17 protein-coding genes and 1 pseudogene are annotated in these 19,667 nt (G+C 32.0%); 7 read left to right on the forward strand and 11 right to left on the reverse strand.

Going from position 1 to position 19,667, the window contains the following annotated elements; translation table 11 throughout:
- The first annotated feature begins 146 nt into the window (after positions 1–146).
- Positions 147–350 carry a hypothetical protein gene (locus DL91_RS00975; protein ID WP_048189848.1) on the forward strand — a complete coding sequence of 68 codons (204 nt, stop codon included), beginning with the start codon at positions 147–149 and terminating at the stop codon, positions 348–350.
- Between the two features lie 17 nt (positions 351–367).
- On the opposite strand, the gene DL91_RS14305 is transcribed toward DL91_RS00975, so the two are convergent.
- Both DL91_RS14305 and DL91_RS14310 read right to left on the reverse strand, forming a co-directional pair.
- A complete protein-coding gene (locus DL91_RS14305) occupies positions 368–1,474 on the reverse strand; it encodes an MEDS domain-containing protein (RefSeq protein WP_081882557.1) in 1,107 nt (368 codons plus the stop codon).
- On the reverse strand, positions 1,446–1,667 hold the full coding sequence (locus DL91_RS14310) for an MEDS domain-containing protein (RefSeq protein WP_048189849.1): 222 nt from the start codon (positions 1,665–1,667) through the stop codon (positions 1,446–1,448). Before DL91_RS14310 ends, DL91_RS14305 begins: the two co-directional genes overlap by 29 nt.
- A 1,214-nt stretch (positions 1,668–2,881) precedes the next feature.
- Between DL91_RS14310 and DL91_RS00990 the strand changes: the two genes are divergently transcribed.
- From DL91_RS00990 to DL91_RS01010, 5 genes are all read left to right on the forward strand, one after another.
- Positions 2,882–4,939, forward strand: a complete 2,058-nt coding sequence (locus DL91_RS00990) for a sensor histidine kinase (RefSeq protein ID WP_048189850.1) — start codon at positions 2,882–2,884, stop codon at positions 4,937–4,939.
- Between the two features lie 143 nt (positions 4,940–5,082).
- A complete protein-coding gene (locus DL91_RS00995) occupies positions 5,083–5,463 on the forward strand; it encodes a hypothetical protein (RefSeq protein WP_048189851.1) in 381 nt (126 codons plus the stop codon).
- A 48-nt stretch (positions 5,464–5,511) separates the two neighbouring features.
- Positions 5,512–6,060: a hypothetical protein gene (locus tag DL91_RS01000; protein ID WP_048189852.1), complete on the forward strand. Its 549-nt coding sequence runs from the start codon at positions 5,512–5,514 to the stop codon at positions 6,058–6,060.
- A 408-nt stretch (positions 6,061–6,468) separates the two neighbouring features.
- Positions 6,469–7,536, forward strand: a complete 1,068-nt coding sequence (locus tag DL91_RS01005; RefSeq protein WP_048189853.1) for a winged helix DNA-binding domain-containing protein — start codon at positions 6,469–6,471, stop codon at positions 7,534–7,536.
- Positions 7,537–7,634: 98 nt separating this feature from the next.
- On the forward strand, positions 7,635–8,189 hold the full coding sequence (locus DL91_RS01010; RefSeq protein ID WP_048189854.1) for a DUF1697 domain-containing protein: 555 nt from the start codon (positions 7,635–7,637) through the stop codon (positions 8,187–8,189).
- Positions 8,190–8,307: 118 nt separating this feature from the next.
- Here the strand turns inward: DL91_RS01010 and lon are convergent, their stop codons facing one another.
- Positions 8,308–10,686 carry an endopeptidase La gene (gene lon / locus DL91_RS01015; RefSeq protein WP_048189855.1) on the reverse strand — a complete coding sequence of 793 codons (2,379 nt, stop codon included), beginning with the start codon at positions 10,684–10,686 and terminating at the stop codon, positions 8,308–8,310.
- Between the two features lie 61 nt (positions 10,687–10,747).
- Positions 10,748–11,092, reverse strand: a complete 345-nt coding sequence (locus tag DL91_RS01020) for a metalloregulator ArsR/SmtB family transcription factor (RefSeq protein WP_048189856.1) — start codon at positions 11,090–11,092, stop codon at positions 10,748–10,750.
- 149 nt (positions 11,093–11,241) lie between these two features.
- Between DL91_RS01020 and DL91_RS01025 the strand changes: the two genes are divergently transcribed.
- Positions 11,242–12,414 carry a hypothetical protein gene (locus DL91_RS01025; RefSeq protein WP_048189857.1) on the forward strand — a complete coding sequence of 391 codons (1,173 nt, stop codon included), beginning with the start codon at positions 11,242–11,244 and terminating at the stop codon, positions 12,412–12,414.
- Positions 12,415–12,445: 31 nt separating this feature from the next.
- Here DL91_RS01025 and DL91_RS01030 read toward each other — a convergent pair whose 3' ends face one another.
- The 7 genes and pseudogenes from DL91_RS01030 to glmM form a co-directional block, all read right to left on the reverse strand.
- Positions 12,446–13,108, reverse strand: coding sequence for a hypothetical protein (locus DL91_RS01030; RefSeq protein WP_048189858.1), 663 nt, complete (start codon positions 13,106–13,108; stop codon positions 12,446–12,448).
- 68 nt (positions 13,109–13,176) lie between these two features.
- Positions 13,177–14,309 (reverse strand): annotated as a pseudogene (locus tag DL91_RS01035) (tetratricopeptide repeat protein).
- A 44-nt stretch (positions 14,310–14,353) separates the two neighbouring features.
- Positions 14,354–15,091: an anaerobic ribonucleoside-triphosphate reductase activating protein gene (locus tag DL91_RS01040; RefSeq protein ID WP_081882559.1), complete on the reverse strand. Its 738-nt coding sequence runs from the start codon at positions 15,089–15,091 to the stop codon at positions 14,354–14,356.
- 59 nt (positions 15,092–15,150) lie between these two features.
- Entirely contained in the window at positions 15,151–16,248 is a 1,098-nt protein-coding gene (hisC, locus tag DL91_RS01045) for a histidinol-phosphate transaminase (protein WP_048192283.1), read from the reverse strand.
- Positions 16,244–16,726: a gamma carbonic anhydrase family protein gene (locus DL91_RS01050; RefSeq protein ID WP_048189859.1), complete on the reverse strand. Its 483-nt coding sequence runs from the start codon at positions 16,724–16,726 to the stop codon at positions 16,244–16,246. Before DL91_RS01050 ends, hisC begins: the two co-directional genes overlap by 5 nt.
- Positions 16,727–16,796: 70 nt before the next feature.
- Complete coding sequence (glmU, locus tag DL91_RS01055; RefSeq protein ID WP_048189860.1) at positions 16,797–18,071, reverse strand: bifunctional sugar-1-phosphate nucleotidylyltransferase/acetyltransferase; 1,275 nt, start codon at positions 18,069–18,071, stop codon at positions 16,797–16,799.
- 234 nt (positions 18,072–18,305) lie between these two features.
- Positions 18,306–19,661 carry a phosphoglucosamine mutase gene (gene glmM, locus DL91_RS01060; RefSeq protein WP_048189861.1) on the reverse strand — a complete coding sequence of 452 codons (1,356 nt, stop codon included), beginning with the start codon at positions 19,659–19,661 and terminating at the stop codon, positions 18,306–18,308.
- Between the last annotated feature and the right edge of the window lie 6 nt (positions 19,662–19,667).

The raw sequence follows: 19,667 nt of genomic DNA on the forward strand, positions 1-19,667 counted from the left end.
ATAATACAGCATGGAATCGGGTTTTATGGACCACTTAAATCCGTTCCACATATTTATCCTTTCATTTTTTTTGTCGGAGCACCCAAAATACTTATTGGTGCTTCGACTACCTCCTGATAATTTATTCAAAAAAAGAGGAATATCTGATGAACTTATGGAAATCTACAGAAAAAAAATTGACATCAAAAGAAATCTTAGATCTTGCTAGTAAATGTAAATCAGAAAAACTAGAAAACTTATTGAATCAAATTCAAAAAATAACAGAACAATCCAAAGATAGACAAGTAGATCACGATCTTCTGAGAGCAAAAACAATTATCACAAGCAGATTAGCTTCAATAAGAAAATAAAAGTTTTTAAATAATATTTATTGGGGTAATGTGAAATAGAATGTTGATCCTTTCCCAAGTTGGGATTCTACCCAAATGTTCCCTTCATGCCTTTCTACAATTCTTTTTGTAATAGCTAATCTTATTCCTGTTCCTTCATATTCTTCATTTGAATGTAATTTTCTAAATATTTTAAATATATTATCAGATTGTTTTGGATCTATACCTAAACCATTGTCCTTTATCCTAAACAACCAATTATTATCTTCATTTGATGCAGAAATTTGGATATATGGTGTTTCTTCGGTACGATATTTAATTGCATTTCCTATTAAATTTTGGAATAAAAGAGTCATCTGGGAATAATCACAATTTATAGTAGGAAGTGAATCATCCGGAACAATATTAACATCATTCTCTTCCATAACTAATTTCAAATTTGATAAAGCATTTTCCAAAGGTTCTTGCATGTTTACGCACTCAAATTCTTTACCTTTGGAAGTTATTCTTGAATATTCTAAAAGATCATTAATTAAATTATGCATTCTTTTAGCACCATCTACGGCATATTCTATAAATTCATCTGCATCCAGCTGACCTTCATATCTTCTTTGAAGAAGTTGTAAAAAGCTACTGACCATACGTAATGGTTCTTGTAAATCATGAGAAGCAACATAAGCAAATTGTTCTAAATCGGAATTGGACTTTTGAAGTTTTTTCATGGCATCTAAAAGTTCTTCTTCAGTTCTTTTATGTTCAGTTGTTTCAATTAATTCCCATTTTTCTTTTCGTTTTATCAACGCGAATTCATGATTATTAACTACATCTATGACTTCTGCGGCATTACATCGTTCTAAACAATATGTACATAAAGCCATCATCTTATATTTGCCTATTACATTATCGACTGCTGCTTCGTAATCTACAAAGTCGTCCCAATCTTCTTTTTCAAGCCAGAAAGTATTTCCAGTTAATCTTAATCCATCGTATCCCCTTTCCAATGCTTTATTTAACTTTTCAATCCATCCATTTAAGACTCTATCTGAATCAAAACTACCACCTATTTTATACCATTCATTATAAGGTAATATTTCAATTTGTCCTGCTTCCAAATAACTATCCAAATCGGGAACAGCTTTTTGCAATGAGTTTTGGGCTTCCTCTGCCTGATAGAGGTTCTGAAGTGATTAACATACAGAATTCATTATTTTCCAATCCTGCTTTAAAATAGGGAATTAAAATATCAATTAAATCTTCTTTAGTTTCATAAAATTGGCAAAAATGTGTTCCCCAAGGAACATTTCCAATCAAATTAATGCCTGATGTTCTCAGTTCCATCTATAAATCCCAACTTCAAATTTTTATTATAACTTTTTATTGAAATAAAACTTAGATTAATATTTATAAAATATTCCTCAACTTAAACAACTGTATATCTATTTTATTAAATTTTATATAAATCTATTTATAAAAAAATTTCTCATTATCCATTTTTTAGAAAAAGGGAATTGAAACTAGTGCTAATTGAATTTAATTTTTCAGATGTAATGAATCAGCCTTTTCATTTTAATGGGATTTCATTGGTCTGTGGATTTATCTCATCGATTTGCACTATTGTCCTGAATGTAAAAGGTGGTTTAAAATATCATAACTGGATGTCAACAATGATGAAACTGTGGAAAAAATGTCCAAAATGTGAAGTTAATTGTCTAATGACATGTGAAGTTACAAAAAATTCTAATAAAAAAAAATATATTTGCTCTAACTGTTATCATAAGTTTGAATACTAGATTTAAATTAACAGCAGCTCTGTGTAAATGACAGAATAAGTAAATAAGTATATGAATGAGTGAAGGTTTATGTTATTAAACAAATGCGTTTATAAGTGTGGCCATAGATGTAATGCTAGATCTATAGGAACCTATCATAATGTATCTAAAACCTTTTTTTTATTCTGAATCGCTTAATCAACTATCGCTGCATATATAAATTTATAGATGGCTAAATGTAATATTAAATCTCCATGTGTTTATTCAGTTTGGGATAGGTGTACAAACTTATTTATGATACTTTAGAAGGTTTTAATATCAAATTACCTGCGTAATAATGAATTATACTTTGATAATCTAATAATTTATTTAGTTTATGGAAAATAATGTATAGTTTAATAATATTTAGTAGAGCTTAAATGAAGAATATAAATAATCAAAGTGGACAGGAAGAGTAGATAAGTCATACATACTGAATCATCCATAATAGAGATAAAGAGAACTAAATTTCATCGTATGCTAAGTATGCATGCAAGAAATACTATATTGAAGTCAATAGTTTACATAAGGTTAATAACTCTAATGTCCTCGACCTACATTATTATAGTTCGGATTAACGAAGTTGAACTTACGCAAAAAATGCATGGTTGAAAATTTAGATCTATTTTTGGACTTATTCTATTTTTTTAATGAAAAGTTAATAAGCTTTTATATAGATATTATTATTTGGAATTAAATATTATTATTTAGATTCAATAAATTACTGCAAAAATGAAGTTTAATATGGATAATGAACCTATAATATCTGTTAAAAATATTTTTATTTTAGCCTTTATCACTGTAATTAGTTTTATATTTATTTCAATATTGTTGAGAAACGATTCAGTTGAACGGATATTTTTTGTAGATATTGCCTCTCTAGTAATAGATTTATTAGTTATTTTAACTTTGTTTTATGCTGCAAAACGTTCTGCTTCTCAAGGACGACGAGTGCAGATTGCTTGGATAATCATGACCGTTGCGTTTATAGTTTATGTGATGGGCGATATTTCATGGGCAATAATGGAAATTGGATTCCATCAAAACCCTTTCCCATCTGTAGCTGATGTTTTTTATTTAATATTTTATCCTATTATTGCTATTAGTATCTATTATCTAACAAGATTTTCATTTACTCGTACTGAAAAACTTAAAATATTTATAGACATGGGGATTATAATTATAACTCTTGGCCTTATTTTTTGGACTTTTTTAATTATACCTACCTTAAACAACCAAGAAAACTTATTTGCTGCTATTGTATCTGTAATTTACATAGTTGGAGATTTTTTACTCCTTTTTGTATTATTAAGGCTGCTTTACAGCAAGTTTGATGATAATTATGGCCCGATATTTCTATTGGGTATGGGTATTTTGGTTTTGATCTGTACTGACACTATTTTCGCTTTTCAAACATTACAAGAAAGCTACATAACAGGTGGCTTGTTGGATACGGGATGGATATTAAGTTTTATTTTGATTGGATTAGCAGCCTATTTACAAGCTAGTAGAGAAAAATTCGACTTCCAAAGATTTTTCCAAATAAGAATTTGGCTCCAGAGATCTAATTTAACATCTTATTTGCCCCTTATTTGGGTATTAATAGCATTTACATTACTTATATGGGCTAGTGACAACTTCACAGATCCAAATTTAGAGTTCATTGAACTAGGAGTGGGATTCATTATTGTTCTTGTGATTATTCGTCAAGTAATAACATTAAACGAGAACAAAATTCTCATTACTGCAGCCGAAAAGGAAATAAACGACCGTAAAATAGCAGAAAATGCCGCTCGGGAGAGTGAAATATATTATAGGACTATTTTTGAAAATACTGGAACTGCCATTATTTTAATTGAAGAAGATATGACAATATCAAGGGTCAATTCAGAAGCTGAACGGATAATTGGATTTTCAAAGGAAGAAATAGAAGGAAAGAAAAAATGGACTGAATTTGTGGTTAAAGAAGATTTAAAGAGATTAAAAGGTTATTATGTTCTAAGAAATGATCCACTGGCACATCCAACAGAATATGAAACAAAAGTAAGAGATAAATCAGGAAATATAAAAGATCTTCTAGTAACAATTGTTAGCATTCCAGGCACACAAAAACAATTAGCATCAATTTTAGACATAACCAAACGTAAAATGACCGATAATAAGATTAAATCATCTTTAAAGGAAAAAAATACTCTTCTTCGAGAAATCCATCATCGAGTAAAAAATAACATGCAAATCATTTCCAGTCTACTCAACTTGCAAAAAAATTATGTGGAGGATAAGGAAGCTGTGAATGTCTTAAATGAAAGTCAAAACCGAGTTAAATCCATGGCCATGATACATGAAAAACTGTACATGTCTGACGATTTAGCTCATATTAATTTTGTTGACTATATTCAAAGTCTGGTTATAAACTTATTTTATTCTTACAATGTTGAAGAGACCAGGATAAAGCCAATACTTGAAATAGAAAATGTGAGTTTAAATATGGAAACCGCAGTCCCATGTGGTCTAATAATAAGTGAACTTGTATCTAACACTTTAAAATATGCCTTTCCAAATGAAAGGAAAGGAGAAATTTATGTATCACTCAAAACTGTTGATGATAAATATGAGATTATCATCCGTGATAATGGTGTAGGATTACCTGAGGATATTGATTTTAACAACTTAGAAACTCTTGGTCTTCTACTGATAAATAATCTAACTGAACAAATTGATGGTGAACTCACAATCAACAGAAGTCCCGGAACAGAATTTAAAATCAAATTTAAAGAATTAGAATACAAAGAACGTATATAAATCAATAATAAAATTTTATTTTAAATTTTATGATTATTTTTAAACATATTTTTTTTATTAAGTTCTCATATGCTCTTGCTCAACTCGGATATAATCTAAATTTCATAAGTTTAATTCCACAGTAATATTGGAGTTGATATTTTATGAGAGTGAGTGAGGGAGTACTTAAAGGAAGAATTGTGGAACTATATAATCCTGAAATGTTCCAAGAACATGAAGAAGTCATTGTATTTACAAGAGATGAACTCAATCACTTTTACAATTCAATGCAACAGCAGATAAACTATATTAGTAGAATAGATTTGTTTCTTGATAGAAGTGAAGACTGGAAGTTAATAGGGTATTGGCCTAAAATTATGGAGAAAGTAAATATCCTGGATGTAAATATGGATACAATATTAACAAAAGAACCATCAATACAAACTTATCTTGACGCAGTATTATATAATGCTATTAGAAGTTCTAGTAAAAACGTTGCAGTATCTAAAAAGAAAGTAGAAGTACAACTGACTCTTCCAATTTAAATTACATAACAATATTATATAATAAAAATAATTATTTAATGTGGAAATATGATTCAAAGAATAATTAATAATAAAGAGATTATAATATTTTTAATCATTTTGGGAATTTATTCAATTTTAGCAATTATTTTTAGGTTAGACACCTTCTGGAGTATTCAAAGTATAATTACTATTTTTGCAGTATTTGTTGCATTAGGAACATCAATTCTAACTTTATTAAATAATAAAAAAATTCTTAGACAATCAGAAATAAATCTTAATACACAACTTTTACACGAAGATAAGAAAGAAGCATTAAAAGAATTGTTAGGTATTTTAAATGATAATACAAATGGTATATCTGAAATTGAATTGTTTATAAATTCACCTAATTCTTTATATTTACCAACTAACACTCGCTATCTTGCTCACTCAGTAATAAGTGAATTAAATGATTATTTTAAAAATGCTCCCATGAATCACCCATCACCTACGAAGGAAGAGTTAGAATCTGAAAAAAAATTTAATTTAGACACTTGGCATAGTATGATAGATTCCAGTGAAGATAAATTAAGAGAAAATGTTATAGATAATTTAATGAATCCTAATTTTCAATAAAATATTTTAGTATAATTTTTATTGCAAAATTAACCTACATCTTAAATTATCAGCAGCTCTATGTAAATGACATATTAAGTCGATAATCTATATGTATAAATAAAGATGTCAATTATTAAATGCATTGGCTTATATGTAACTTATTTTATGAAATGTTTGATTTATACGAAGCAAACACACTCCTATATTCATAATATTATTATGGTCTAAAGTATTATTTATTTTCATCTTTCATTTTCACTTTGAAATCTATAATTTGAATACAATTATGTAAAAGTGTGTGAAAATATCATTAAAATAATTCAAAGAGAAAAAAATTTCTAGTTTCAGATCCAGAAATAATATTAATACAATTTTTGATAATTAACAATAATTGGTTGAATATGTTAAAAAATTTAGGATTACTAAATGAACTTAAGAGATATTGCCCTTGAAAGACTATGCAGTCAAAATATTGAGTATCATCGATATAAATCTCCTTCTGAGCTTGTTGAAGGGATGGGTGCTGTTCAGGCCCAGGATTATGCTGGAGCTAAATGGTCAATTGGTCTACGTATACCTGGCACAACCGATAAAAACATTGAAAACGCACTTAAAAATAAATCAATAGTTAGAACATGGGCACTTCGCGGAACACTGCACTTTGTATCTTCTTCAGATCTGCTCTGGATTCTTGAAATTTTATCCCCACATATAATTTCTAGGAATAATAGACGGTACAAACAACTCAATCTAGATGATGAAACCCTGTCAAAGAGTAATGATATACTAAATAATGCATTGGCAGACAACAATCAACTCACCCGTACAGAATTACTTGACATCATTGAACAGAAAGGTATTTCAACAGAGGGACAGCGAGCAGCTTACATGTTACAGCGAGCTTCCCTTGATGGACTCATATGTCAAAGTGTTATAAAACATAATAACCCCACCTATATATCAACTAAAGGATTCACAAAATCTAAAATAGGAATTAATGAAGGATTAAACGAGCTAGCATGGCGTTATTTCACTTGTCACGGCCCAGCAACTCTGAAAGACTTTGTATGGTGGTCAGGTCTTTTGGTTAAGGATGCAAGAACAGGATTAAATGCCATAAAATCACAGCTTAAAAAAGAAATCGTTAATGGTCAAACATATTGGCTGCCGTCCCTTTATAGCCAACGGCCTGATTCACCAACAGTGAACATTTTACCCGGGTTTGACGAATATTTACTCAGTTACAGAGATCGTAGTGCGTCAATAAATGGACAGGAATTAAAAGATCAACTTACTCCAACAAATGGTATGTTCAGCTCAACAATTGTTATTGATGGTAGTGTTGAAGGAACATGGAATAGGAAATTCAATAAAAATGAGGTAATAGTTTCAACAAATTATTTTAGAACCCTTAATTCAGATGAATTAGATATTTTATACTCAAAACTAAAATCATATAGCGAATTTACAGGTAAAACATTAGTTTGGCAATAATAATATCAAGAAGAATTATATCTGAATTATTCTAAATTGGATAGAATTTGAATCAATAAAAAGAAAAAAATTTTTAAATTCCTCTCCAATAGTTATACATGGAAACCTATATTTCGATGCTACGTGGAATTAACGTTGGTAGAACTAAACGGGTTAAGATGGATGAACTAAGGGAAATCTACGAATCATTAGGATTTAAAGATGTAAAAACTTACATACAAAGTGGAAATGCAATATTCCAGTTCAAAAACATTGATACAAACGAATTAAAGATTAAAATTGAGAATAAATTAAAAGAATCTTTTGGTTTTGACGTAGCAGTAGTGATTAGAACAATAGAAGAATTAGAAAAAATTATAAATCAAAATCCCTTAAAAAAAGAGGATATCAATCATGCATACATTACATTTCTATCAAATATTCCTTCAGAAGAATTATTTAATGATATAAAAATCATTATTGATTCTAAAATAAAAAAAGAAACTGATAAAATTATTATTTATCCAAAGGAAGTCTATCTTTTCTTATCTGGTAGGTATGGGAGAACTAAGTTTAACAACAATTTTTTTGAGAAAGAATTAAAGGTCACTTCAACAACAAGAAATTTGAAAACAGTAAAAAAATTATTGAACATTGCAGAGTCACTAAAATAATATTAAATAATAAAAATTCAATTTATACAAAAAAATAAATGATTAATCAAATTTGTGAGTTAATAAAAAAATAATAAAAAAAATGAGCATTTCTCAGAATACTCATTTTCTGATATTTTTATACTCCAGCTCCTCCAGGTACATGGTCTGATGTCATTTCGAGCATCATTGGTTTTGGAAGTTCAATACCAATTGTTTCTTTTATAACATCTTCTACGGTGTCAACTGGTATGAATTTTATTTCATCCTTAACATCCTTTGGAACATCGTCAAGATCTTTTAAATTCTCCTTTGGTAGGATAATTCTTTCAATTCCTGCTCGATGAGCTGCAATTACCTTCTCTTTAATACCGCCAACAGGTAGTACTGCACCTCTAAGTGAAATTTCGCCGGTCATTGCAAGTTTAGGATCAACTTCATGGCCTGTTACAAGTGATGCAATGGTACTTAATAGTGCTACACCTGCTGATGGGCCGTCTTTAGGAATTGCTCCTGATGGTACGTGTATATGTAAATCCTTCTTCTCAAATTCAGCTTTCTTAAGGTTGAATGCAAGTCTTGAACGAATCAGTGTTTGTGATATTTTGGCTGATTCTTTCATTACATCACCTAATTGTCCTGTAAGTGTTAATTTACCAGTACCGGGCATGAAAGCACCTTCGATGAATAGGATGTCTCCTCCTACAGGAGTCCAAGCTAAGCCTGTTACAACTCCTGGTGGGTTGTTTTTACCTGCTCTGTGGTATTGTGTAAGTTCGTGGCCAAGTATTTCGTAGAGCATATCCTCTTTTACAACATAAGGAAGATCAACTTTTCCAACAACAATTTTTTCAGATGCAACCCTAGCAACTGCAGATAGTTGACGTTTAATTCCCCTTACTCCGGCTTCTCTGGTGTATTTTTCTATTATGGTTTTCAATGCTTCGTCATCGATTTGTAGTTGAGTTTCATCTAACCCATGTTCTTCAAGCACAATTGAAATTAGGTGATCCTTTGCAATTCTGAATTTTTCATGGCTTGTGTAACTTCCAATTTCTATGATTTCCATACGGTCTCTTAATGGTCCTGGAATGTCTCTAAGTGAATTTGCTGTTGCAATGAAGAAAACATCTGACAGATCGTATGGTAAGTCAAGGTAATGGTCTGAAAAGCTATCGTTTTGTTCGGGATCAAGAACTTCTAGAAGTGCACTTGCAGGATCGCCGTTGTAAGCTGCCATTAATTTATCTACTTCATCCAAGATGAATACCGGATTTGTTTCCCCTGCACGTTTCATTCCCTGTATTATTCTACCAGGTAATGCTCCGAGATATGTTCTTCTGTGTCCTCTGATTTCTGCTTCGTCTTTAACACCACCGAGGCTGATTCTCACATATTCTCTGCCTAAAACTTCTGCTATACTTTTACCTAGGCTGGTTTTACCAGTTCCAGGTGGTCCTACTAATAGAAGTATTGAACCTTGTTTGTTTTGTTTTAATTTCATCACTGTAAGGTGCTGTATTATACGATCCTTAACTTTTTCAAGTCCGTAGTGTTCTTCGTCCAGCAATTTTCTTGCAGCTCCGATATCAATATCTTTAATTTTGCTTTTACCCCATGGTAAGGTGGTTAAGAGATCAAGATAATTTCTGATTACACTTTCCTCAGAACTGTGTGGGCCCTGTCTTTCGAGTTTGAGAACTTCATCGAGTGCTGCTTCTTTAACTTCTTCGGGCATATTTGATTCTTCGATGAGGTCTCTGTAATCTTTCTTCCCACTTCTACCTTCAGTATCGTTTAATTCTTCTTGTATGGCTTTAAGCTGTTCTTTGAGCATATTTGCTCTGTGGTTTTTGTTCATTTCTTCGTTGAACTTGGCAGCCATTTCCATCTGGAATTTTATTGATTCTTTTTGATCGATTAGAATGTCCAGGAATTTTAGACTTTTTTCCTTTAAAGAACGTATTTCCAATAATTCTTGTTCTTCAAATATTGATAACCGCATGTAAGGGTACACATATCCAATAACCTTTGTTATATCATCAAATTTATTCACCTGTTCAACATAGGCCTTTGAACCTTTGAAGTTTTGACTGATTTCAGATACAAGGTACTTTATATGGTCGAGGATTTCTTTCTGGTCTTCAGGATCCAAGTCTATAATATCTGGGATTAATCTGTAGGATGCTCTGAAATTTGCACCTTCAGTTTTGAGTTCTTCTATTTCAACTCTTTCTACTATTTCTACCATTATCTGATAGAAATCTCTCATTGATTTGATGTTATTTATTTTGATCAATGTTCCTACATTGTATAAATCAGATTCTGAATATAATCCTTCTGCATTATCTTCTTTTACAGCCACTGCAATGGCGTAATAATCATCATTTGCAACTCTTTTGTAGATGTGGCTTCCAACTTCTTTACCAATTTTCAAGGTCATTTTAGTCTCGTGTACTAAGACCTTGTCAGGTATAACAATTACTGATAATTCTTTATTAACGTTTATATCTCTCATGGTATCACTCAGGGATAGGTAATTTTGATAAATAGGCTAAAATTGCCATTTTTAAATATTATTATTTTTTAGATTCATTGCACTTTGAAAAAACACAGCCAAATAAAAAATCAATCTTTTCTTTGTGTTTTAATAGGGCGTTCTGGTTGAAGGTGTAGTAAATATAATTTCCTTGTTTTTTTGCATTCAGGATCTTTACTGTTTTAAGTATTTTAAGATGTTGAGATGCTGCTGGTTGTGTTAAACCCATCATCTTTGCCATTTCATTAACACTGAACTTTTCCTTCTCACCTGATGCCAGGCTGTAGATCAATATCAATCTGTTAATATTGCCAAGAGCTTTGAATAACTCTTCCAATTCTTCAGAAAGATCTTCCTCTCCATGTTCAGAATTTATCCCCAACATCATGTTTCATAAGTATATACGTATATGCTTATATACTTTTCTATTAATGAAATTTTATAAAAAAAAATGGGGAAAGAAATATTAATTTTCTAAACACATATAATATTACAAACATTTTTTTAAATCCTTGAAAATAGTTAAGGGATAAAATGAAGCAAAATTCAACTGGTTATGTAAATGAATTAATGGAACAGTTTGCAAGAAACACAGGACTTGAACCTGAAAATTCAAATCCTAAACGATACTTATGGACCGATGCATTTGCTGTGTGTAATTATTTGGGACTCTACAACAGGACTAATAACAAAGTTTATCTGTATATTGCTTTGCGTCTTGTTAATCAAGTACATCACACACTAGGAAAGCAACGAAATGATAATCCTAAAAATGGTTGGATAAGTGGCCTGGATGAAGAAAGGGGTGAAAAACATCCGACCAAAGGTGGACTGCGAATAGGTAAAGAAATGAATGAGCGCATGTCCGAAGAAACCATCAACGAGAGTCAAGAATGGGATAGGGATGGTCAATACTATCATTACATTACCAAATGGATGCATGCTTTAAACAACACATCCAGAGTTACAGGAGACAATAAATATATTAAATGGGCATTAGAACTTGCAGAATCAGCCCATGCTAGTTTTACTTATTTACCAGACCATGGTACTAGGAAGAGAATGTACTGGAAGATGAGTATTGATCTTACACGTCCTTTAGTTTTTTCAATGGGACAGCACGATCCATTAGATGGTTTTATCACATATAATGAAATAAAAAATGGGATGAAAGATTTTGAAGTTGGATCATCTCCAGAATCAGATCTAAAAAATGAAATTCACGAAATTACGGATATATGTAAAGGTATGGGCTTAACAACCAATGATCCGCTGGGAATAGGTGGTTTGTTATCCGATGCAACTAGAATAACCCAGTTAATAATTAGTGGTGTTTTAAAAAATATTGAACTGTTGGAAATGGTTTTAGATTCATCTATCCTAGGCTTAAGAATGTATATGAAAAACGATCCAATGAAATATCCTGCGGAATACCGTCTAGCATTTAGAGAATTGGGTCTTTCAATTGGTTTGAAGGGTTTTGAGATGATGGTGGAATTAATAAACAAAAATCCAGAGTTATCACAAATAAATTCTCTTAACGAACGTATTAACCTATTTGAAGATTATTTGGAGGTTGGAAATAACATAGAAAAATTTTGGATGGACAAAGAAAACAGAAGAACCAGCAATTGGATTGAGCACAGAGATATCAACACTGTAATGCTTGCAACCGCTTTGGAACCCAATGGATTTTTGAGGATTTAATATTCTTCAATAATATTTCAAGGACAAATTGTTATTCTGGTTGTCCTGGGATGTTGTTGGAGGGAACTGTGTTTGTTTGGGTATTTGAAGGATTTGTTGTATTAGTTGAATTTTGAGTTCCAGAAGAATTATCTGTGCCGTTACTGGAAATATTAGTTCCAGATGTTGTAAATGGTACTGCCACTAGGGAGGTAAGGGGTGTAAGTTCAATATCTCTTGCAATTATCTTTGGTAAGACTAAACGTCCTAATGTAACTGATATATAATTATAAGTTCCAGATACAGCACCATAAACTGTAATTATATCTCCTCTTTTCAAATTTGTTTGAGATTTATACGTTACATATATCAAATCAGTATTAGACCATCCGCCGTTTACTTGTGTAACAGACATCACTATATTTGTCTGACCATCTTTTTGATTTATTTGAACAATTTGGCCTGTAAAATTGACATGTTGGCCTTCATATTTATTGACATTACTATTAAGTGCTTGTAAACTTATTACAGTACATGATACTTTGTATTTTTCAAGATCAGCACCTGTTAATGGTGTATCATCTGGAAAAACCAGACCTAACATGGTTAAAATTATTAAAATTAGTATAATGGCCCCTCCAACTATTATGGCCAATTTAACTAGAAGTTTTTGATTAAAAAACCAATCCTTGCCCTTTTCCAATTTGTCTTTCATAGAAATCATTCAATATTATATATCTTATAATTTATTAACTTCAGTTTTTGATTTATTTTTCAAATATTTCAGAGGTTTTCTAAACATTCATCTTTGAGTATTCTAGCATCTTCATTGGAGGGATTTAAAACTAATGCTCTTTTAAAACATTCAATTGCATTATTAAAACGGCTTAACTCTAACAATGCAACTCCTTTATTACATATAATGCATCATTTTCATTTTCTAAATTTAAAGCTTCAACATAGCAATTTAATGCTTCCTCAAATCTTCCAAGTTCCATTAAAGCATTTCCTTTACGGTTCCACATAGCTGCATCTGGCGGTTCTTCAAGACAGAGTTCTAATGCTTTTTCATAACAAAAAAGTGCTTCTTCTGTTCTTTCAAGTTCGGATAATATGTTACCCTTGGCATTCCAGACATCAGGATCTTCTGGGTTAATATTAAGTATCATATCATAACATTCAAGGGCGGAATCAAACTTACCAAGCATTTCCATAATGAACCCTCTCCAATAAAGCACAAATTCATTTGTACTGTTGAGTTCCATTGCTTTATCACTGCATTCCAGTGCTTTTTGCGGTTGATTTGAGTTTAAAAGGGCTATTGCTTTGTTGTTATATATGTACTCGTTATTGGGGTCGATTTTAATTGCCTTATCATAACATTCTATTGCTTCTTCAAATCTTCCTAGACGTGAAAGATTATCTCCAGTTTTATTTAGGAGGTAAACATCATTTGGATCAAATTTTAGTGCAGCATTATAACAAACAACAGATTTATTGAATTTACCCACATCAAAAAGTATGTCTGCTCTTTTGGTTATCATGGATTTTTCATCTATTTTTTTACCTTCCCAATTTTCAATTGGCAACTTTTTAAACCTAATAACTTGAAATAAAGAAGAATCTGATGTATCATCGGGATATATCTTTATAAAATCTGATTCAAGCTCCTTTGCATTAGAATATCCTTCTTCGCGTGCCAAAGAATCGTTTTTTATCAGATCTCCAAACTTGACAACGTCCACATCGGTAACTGTGGCTTCAAAAAGCTTCTTACGTTCTTTTGAAACTAAGTTCCAGTAACAATGCAACCTATCACCTGGAGACAATGGTTTTTTCCAAAGTTTTCTGATTGTAGTGGTTTTTTTGCCAGTTATAAGTTCAACGTGACGGCTTCCAAAGAGTAAAATTGGTATGAGGAACCCTCCATTTATATTAATATTTTTTTTATATTATTATCTTATTTTATTATTTCATCCCCAAATGCCGAGGTTTTTATTTTTATCCTTTTTAAATATGGTTTAACCGATTCTGCGATTTCAAAAAGTTCGGTTCTAGATGGGCTAGGAGTTTCTTTGAGAGTTTCATCCAGTACACTTGTATTTTTAAACTGCTGTATCGTGTAAACATCGCAATCAATTTCCTTTGCAATTTCAACAATATCCTCTGAATTCATTAGGGTAGGAACATAGGTTGTTCTACATTCTAAGTAGGTGTCAGGAGATAGTAAACATATTTCCATACTTTTCCTTACCCTTTCACCAATATCTTCGCCTATAATTTCTTTATATTTATTGAAGGGGGCTTTAACATCTAATGCTATATAATCCACAAGATCAATTAACTCTTCCAGCCGTTCAGGGTAATAGCCATTAGTATCGAGTTTAACCTCTAGTTTAAGGTTTTTACAGTATTTTAAAATATCAATAATAGCAATATTCTGGATTAAAGGCTCTCCACCTGTTATAACTACGCTGTCAATGAAATCAAGCGATTCATTTATCTCTTGAAATATTTCAATGATCTTCCTTGGATTACCCCCATCTATAATTCCTGCATTATGACAGTAAGGGCATCTTAGCATGCATCCTGCTGTGAAAATAACAAGGGAGATTCTACCTGGAAATTCAATTGATGAAACAAGCATTCCACCTATTTCAATTGAACTTTGACCATCTTTAAAGTTTAATGAATTCATGATTTTATATGCTTCCTGAAAAATATTTATTAAAGTAGATTGTTTCCTATTGTAATTTTTTAGCCAATTAATTCATCAAGAATCTTAATGAATTTTTTATCCTTTTCAATTGTTCCAACACTGACTCTTATCCAATATTCATCCAGTCCTTTAAAAGAGGTGCAATCCCTGACAATAACTCCCTTTTTCATTAGATTTTCACTCAATTCTTTGGCTGTTAATCCTGTTTCCCTTATATCTACCAAGAGGTAGTTAGCCTTTGACTCAAAGACTTTGAGATTTTTAAAATTTGACAATGATGTGTAAAGCAATTCTCTACTTTCTATACTGACTTCGGTGGATTTTTTAATATATTCCTTATCTTGTAGAGTTGCAGTCGCTGCAATTTCTGAGAGTTTTGTAAGACTAAATACGGGTTTAACACGGTACATATATTCTATGATCTCGGGATTTGATAATCCATAGCCAATTCTCATACCTGCAAGTCCCAGTACCTTTGAAAATGTTCGGAGTATGAATACATTTTTGTAGTCTTTGAGCAGATCAACGTTATTTACATCTGAGAATTCAAAATAGGCTTCATCAACAACTACAATTGCATTTGTACTCTCTATGACCTTTTTTATATCATCCTTACTTATTAAACCGCCTGTTGGATTGTTGGGTGTGCATAAGAAAATAAGTTTGGTTTTAGGACTTATTGCTTGTATTACTGAGTCAACATCCAAAGAATTGGATGGTACGTCCCATTTTGCATAGACAGGTATTGCACCATGGATTTTAAGTGTAAATTCATAGTACATGTAACCTGGAATTGGGATTATAATTTCATCTCCAGGTTCAATATAAGCTTTTCCTAACACATCGAGTATTTCATCAGCACCATCACCGCCTAGAATAACATTTGCTGGTGAAACACCAGAATATGATGCAATGCCTTTGAGTAAACTACTTAAATTTGTTTCAGGATATTGGCTAATTAGGTGAAGATTTTTTTTAAGTGATTCTATTGCAATTGGAGAGGGTCCTATTGGATTTTCATTTGATCCTAGTTTTATTATGTCTTCAGGTTGAAAACCATAATTAGAAGCTATTTCATCAATTGATCTGCCGGGAACGTAAGGATCAAGTTTTTTTACTACTTTACTTGGGTTAATCATTCATATCACTTTTTTGTTTTGCCATTTTAAAGTATCTTATGGCATTATCTTTTATACTTTTAATTTCATCTTTTTCGAGCTTTCTAACTGCTTTTGCAGGAATTCCTAGTATTAAACTTTGCTCTGGAAATTTGTGGCTTCCCGTAACAACAGCTCCGGCTCCAACTATGCTGTTTTTCTTTATAGTTGCTCCGTTAAGCACCGTTGCATTCATTCCAATTAAACAATTATCTTCAACTATACATCCATGGAGAACAGCTGCATGTCCAACAGACACTAAATTCCCGATATTCAATGGATGTCCTTTAGATGAGTGTAATACGCAGTTATCTTGAATATTGGAACATTTACCAATGTTTATTGGTTCTATGTCTCCTCTAATCACTGCATTAAACCATACTGATGATTTTTCGTCTAAATTCACTTCTCCATCGAGAACTGCACCTTTAAATACAAATGTGTTGTTATAAACCATTTTTATCTTACCGATCTAATTTAATAAATTTTCTATAAAAATGAATTAAGCAGGAATTAGGATAATAAAATCATCTATTGTTATCAATAATATTATGTTCTTGTTTGGGTATCAGAACTTTATTAGACTCCAGATCCTTGCTAACTATTGCACCTGCCCCAATTCTCGAGTTAACACCCACCTTAACCCCGGGATTAAAACTGCTATTTATGCCTGTTTTCACACCATCTCCAAATACAACACCCATTTTACGACGACCAGAGTCTATTTTATTTCCTTTAACTCTAATTTTAATGTTTCCATCGTCGAATCTTAGATTTGCAATATTTGTACCAGCGGCTATATTACATTTAGATCCTATTATGGAGTCTCCAACATATGTAAGATGGTTCACGTTGGTGTTGTCCATTATAATGGAATTTTTAATTTCAACAGCATTCCCGACGCTTACATTATTTCCAATACTTGTATATTTCCTTATAAATGTGTTTGGGCCGATATCACAGTTTTCTCCAATGTGTGCTGGTCCCATTATATAGGTACCTGATCTCACTATGGTGTTTTTCCCAATAAAAACTGGACCATGTATTGTGACTTCTTCTTCTATTTCACCATGGATATCTGTTTCCATGTCCTTTAAAAAATGTTCATTAACATCTAAAAGCTCCCATGGCCTTCCAATATCTATCCAGTTGTTTTTTGACTTGATTCCAAGAACTTTTTCATTGTTATCCATCTGAATTTGGAGTGAATCTGTAATTTCATATTCTCCCCTCTTTGATATTCTTGTGAGATCAATGGCTTTGAATATATCTTCATCAAATAGATAAATGCCCGCGTTTATTAGATTGCTGGGTGCTTCTCCAGGAGCTGGTTTTTCAACAATATTGATAATTTTATCTCCATTTAGCTCAACAACACCAAAGGATGAGGGATCATCTACTTCTGTCAGTACAAGTAATGATTTCGCACTTTTTGAATTATATTTCTGTATAAGATCTTCTATTAAAACAGGATCCACTATTATATCTCCATTAAGAACTATAAATTTCCCTTTGATTGTGTCTTTTGTTGATCCTATTGCATGGGCAGTTCCAAGTCTTTGTTCTTGTGTTACATAATTTATTTTAACACCAAGAAATGATCCATCTTTAAAATGATTTTTTATAACTTCTTCACGGTATCCTACAACCATTGTTATATCGCTAACTCCTGCATTTCTTAGCGACTCAACATTATATTGCAGAATTGGTTTTCCCCCAACTTGAAGCATTGTTTTTGGTTTAGTGACTGTAAGGGGCCTCATTCTAGTTCCTTCGCCTGCTGTTAATATAATCGCTTTCATAACAAAAACCTCAAAATCTGTTTAACACAAATAAATATTATTTTGTAAGCATAATTTCAAATAGATATGTACTATAATTGTGTCAATTACTTTAATAAATCTTATAAATTTTTGACAATCCTTTAATAAATCTTTAAGCTATTATCATAAAACGTTTGTCAAATATTTGCTAAATATTATCTAAATATGATATCAGAAAATATATATCATTGTTAAATATTTAAAAAAAAATAATTATATCAATCCTTCAATGAACTCAGCACATTGGTCCCTTATCATATGGGCCTTCTCAATGTTAGTTGCTTCAAGAGTGATCCGGATGAAGGATTCTGTACCGGAGGGTCTTATAAGAACCCAGCTACCATCAGCCATTGATATTCTGACACCATCTATTTGATTTACATCAACAACATCTTCAAGAATAATGTGCAATTTGGCCTTAACATTTTCCATTATCAATTCTTTCTGGAAGTTTTCACAGTTCACCTTATCCCTAATGGTAGGATAACTTGGAATTGCATCTAGTTGGTCTGATAATGGACCATATTTTTGTACCAATTCTATGACTCTGAGTGCAGATAATATCCCGTCAGGGCACATACAGAAATTTGGGTGTAACCAAGTTCCAGACGGTTCACCACCAAATTGTGCATTATTATCTTCTATTGCCTCTGCAACATGCACATCTCCGACTTTTGTCCTTATAACATGGCCTCCAACTTCATCCATACATTTGTCGGTGCATAATGATGCGTCAACTGTTGTAACAACTTTACCCCCAATTTCACGACATACTATTGCTAGTAATTTGTCAAAATCAGCCATACGTCCTTTTTCATCTATGGCTATCATTCGATCAGCATCTCCGTCGTGTGCAATTCCAATATCTGCTCCAATGGCCTTAACAATCTTCATTAGTTCCTGAAGGTTTTTTTGTGAGGGCTCTGGCATTCTTCCGGGGAAAAATCCATCGGGTTGGGAATTAATAGCTACAACTGAACAACCAACCTTTCTGAGTATTAAAGGGGATAAATAGGAAGCTGCACCATTGGCACAATCTACAACAACTTTTGTACCGGGTTTTATATTGGCTTGGGCAATGATATCGGTTATATAATCTGAAACCACATATTTAACTTCTTCAACTTTTCCAATATCTTTCCATGATACGGTTTTAAAGTTTCTTTTATGGATGATTTCTTCGATTTTTCGTTCCTGATCCTGTCTGTATGCCATTCCATCAGGATTCCATAACTTTATTCCATTATACTCTGGAGGATTGTGTGATGCTGTTATCATGATGCCGGCATCTGCCTTGAGTTTCATCGTTGCATAACCAACAAGAGGAGTTGGTGCCATTCCAATCTTTAGAACATGACATCCGCATTGCAATAATCCTGCTGTCACAGCATTTTCTATCATAATATTAGATGTCCTTGAGTCGTAGCCCAGAACTATCTTACTCCCAATACCGCCTGCATAACTAGCAATTGCCATACCAATATTTACTGCAATATCAAGGGTTATATCATAACCTACTTTACCCCTTATACCGGATGTACCAAAGAGTTTAGGAATTTCAGATGTCATTTGAGT

Origin of the sequence: Methanobacterium sp. SMA-27 (assembly GCF_000744455.1) — an archaeon.
GTDB lineage: Archaea > Methanobacteriota > Methanobacteria > Methanobacteriales > Methanobacteriaceae > Methanobacterium_B.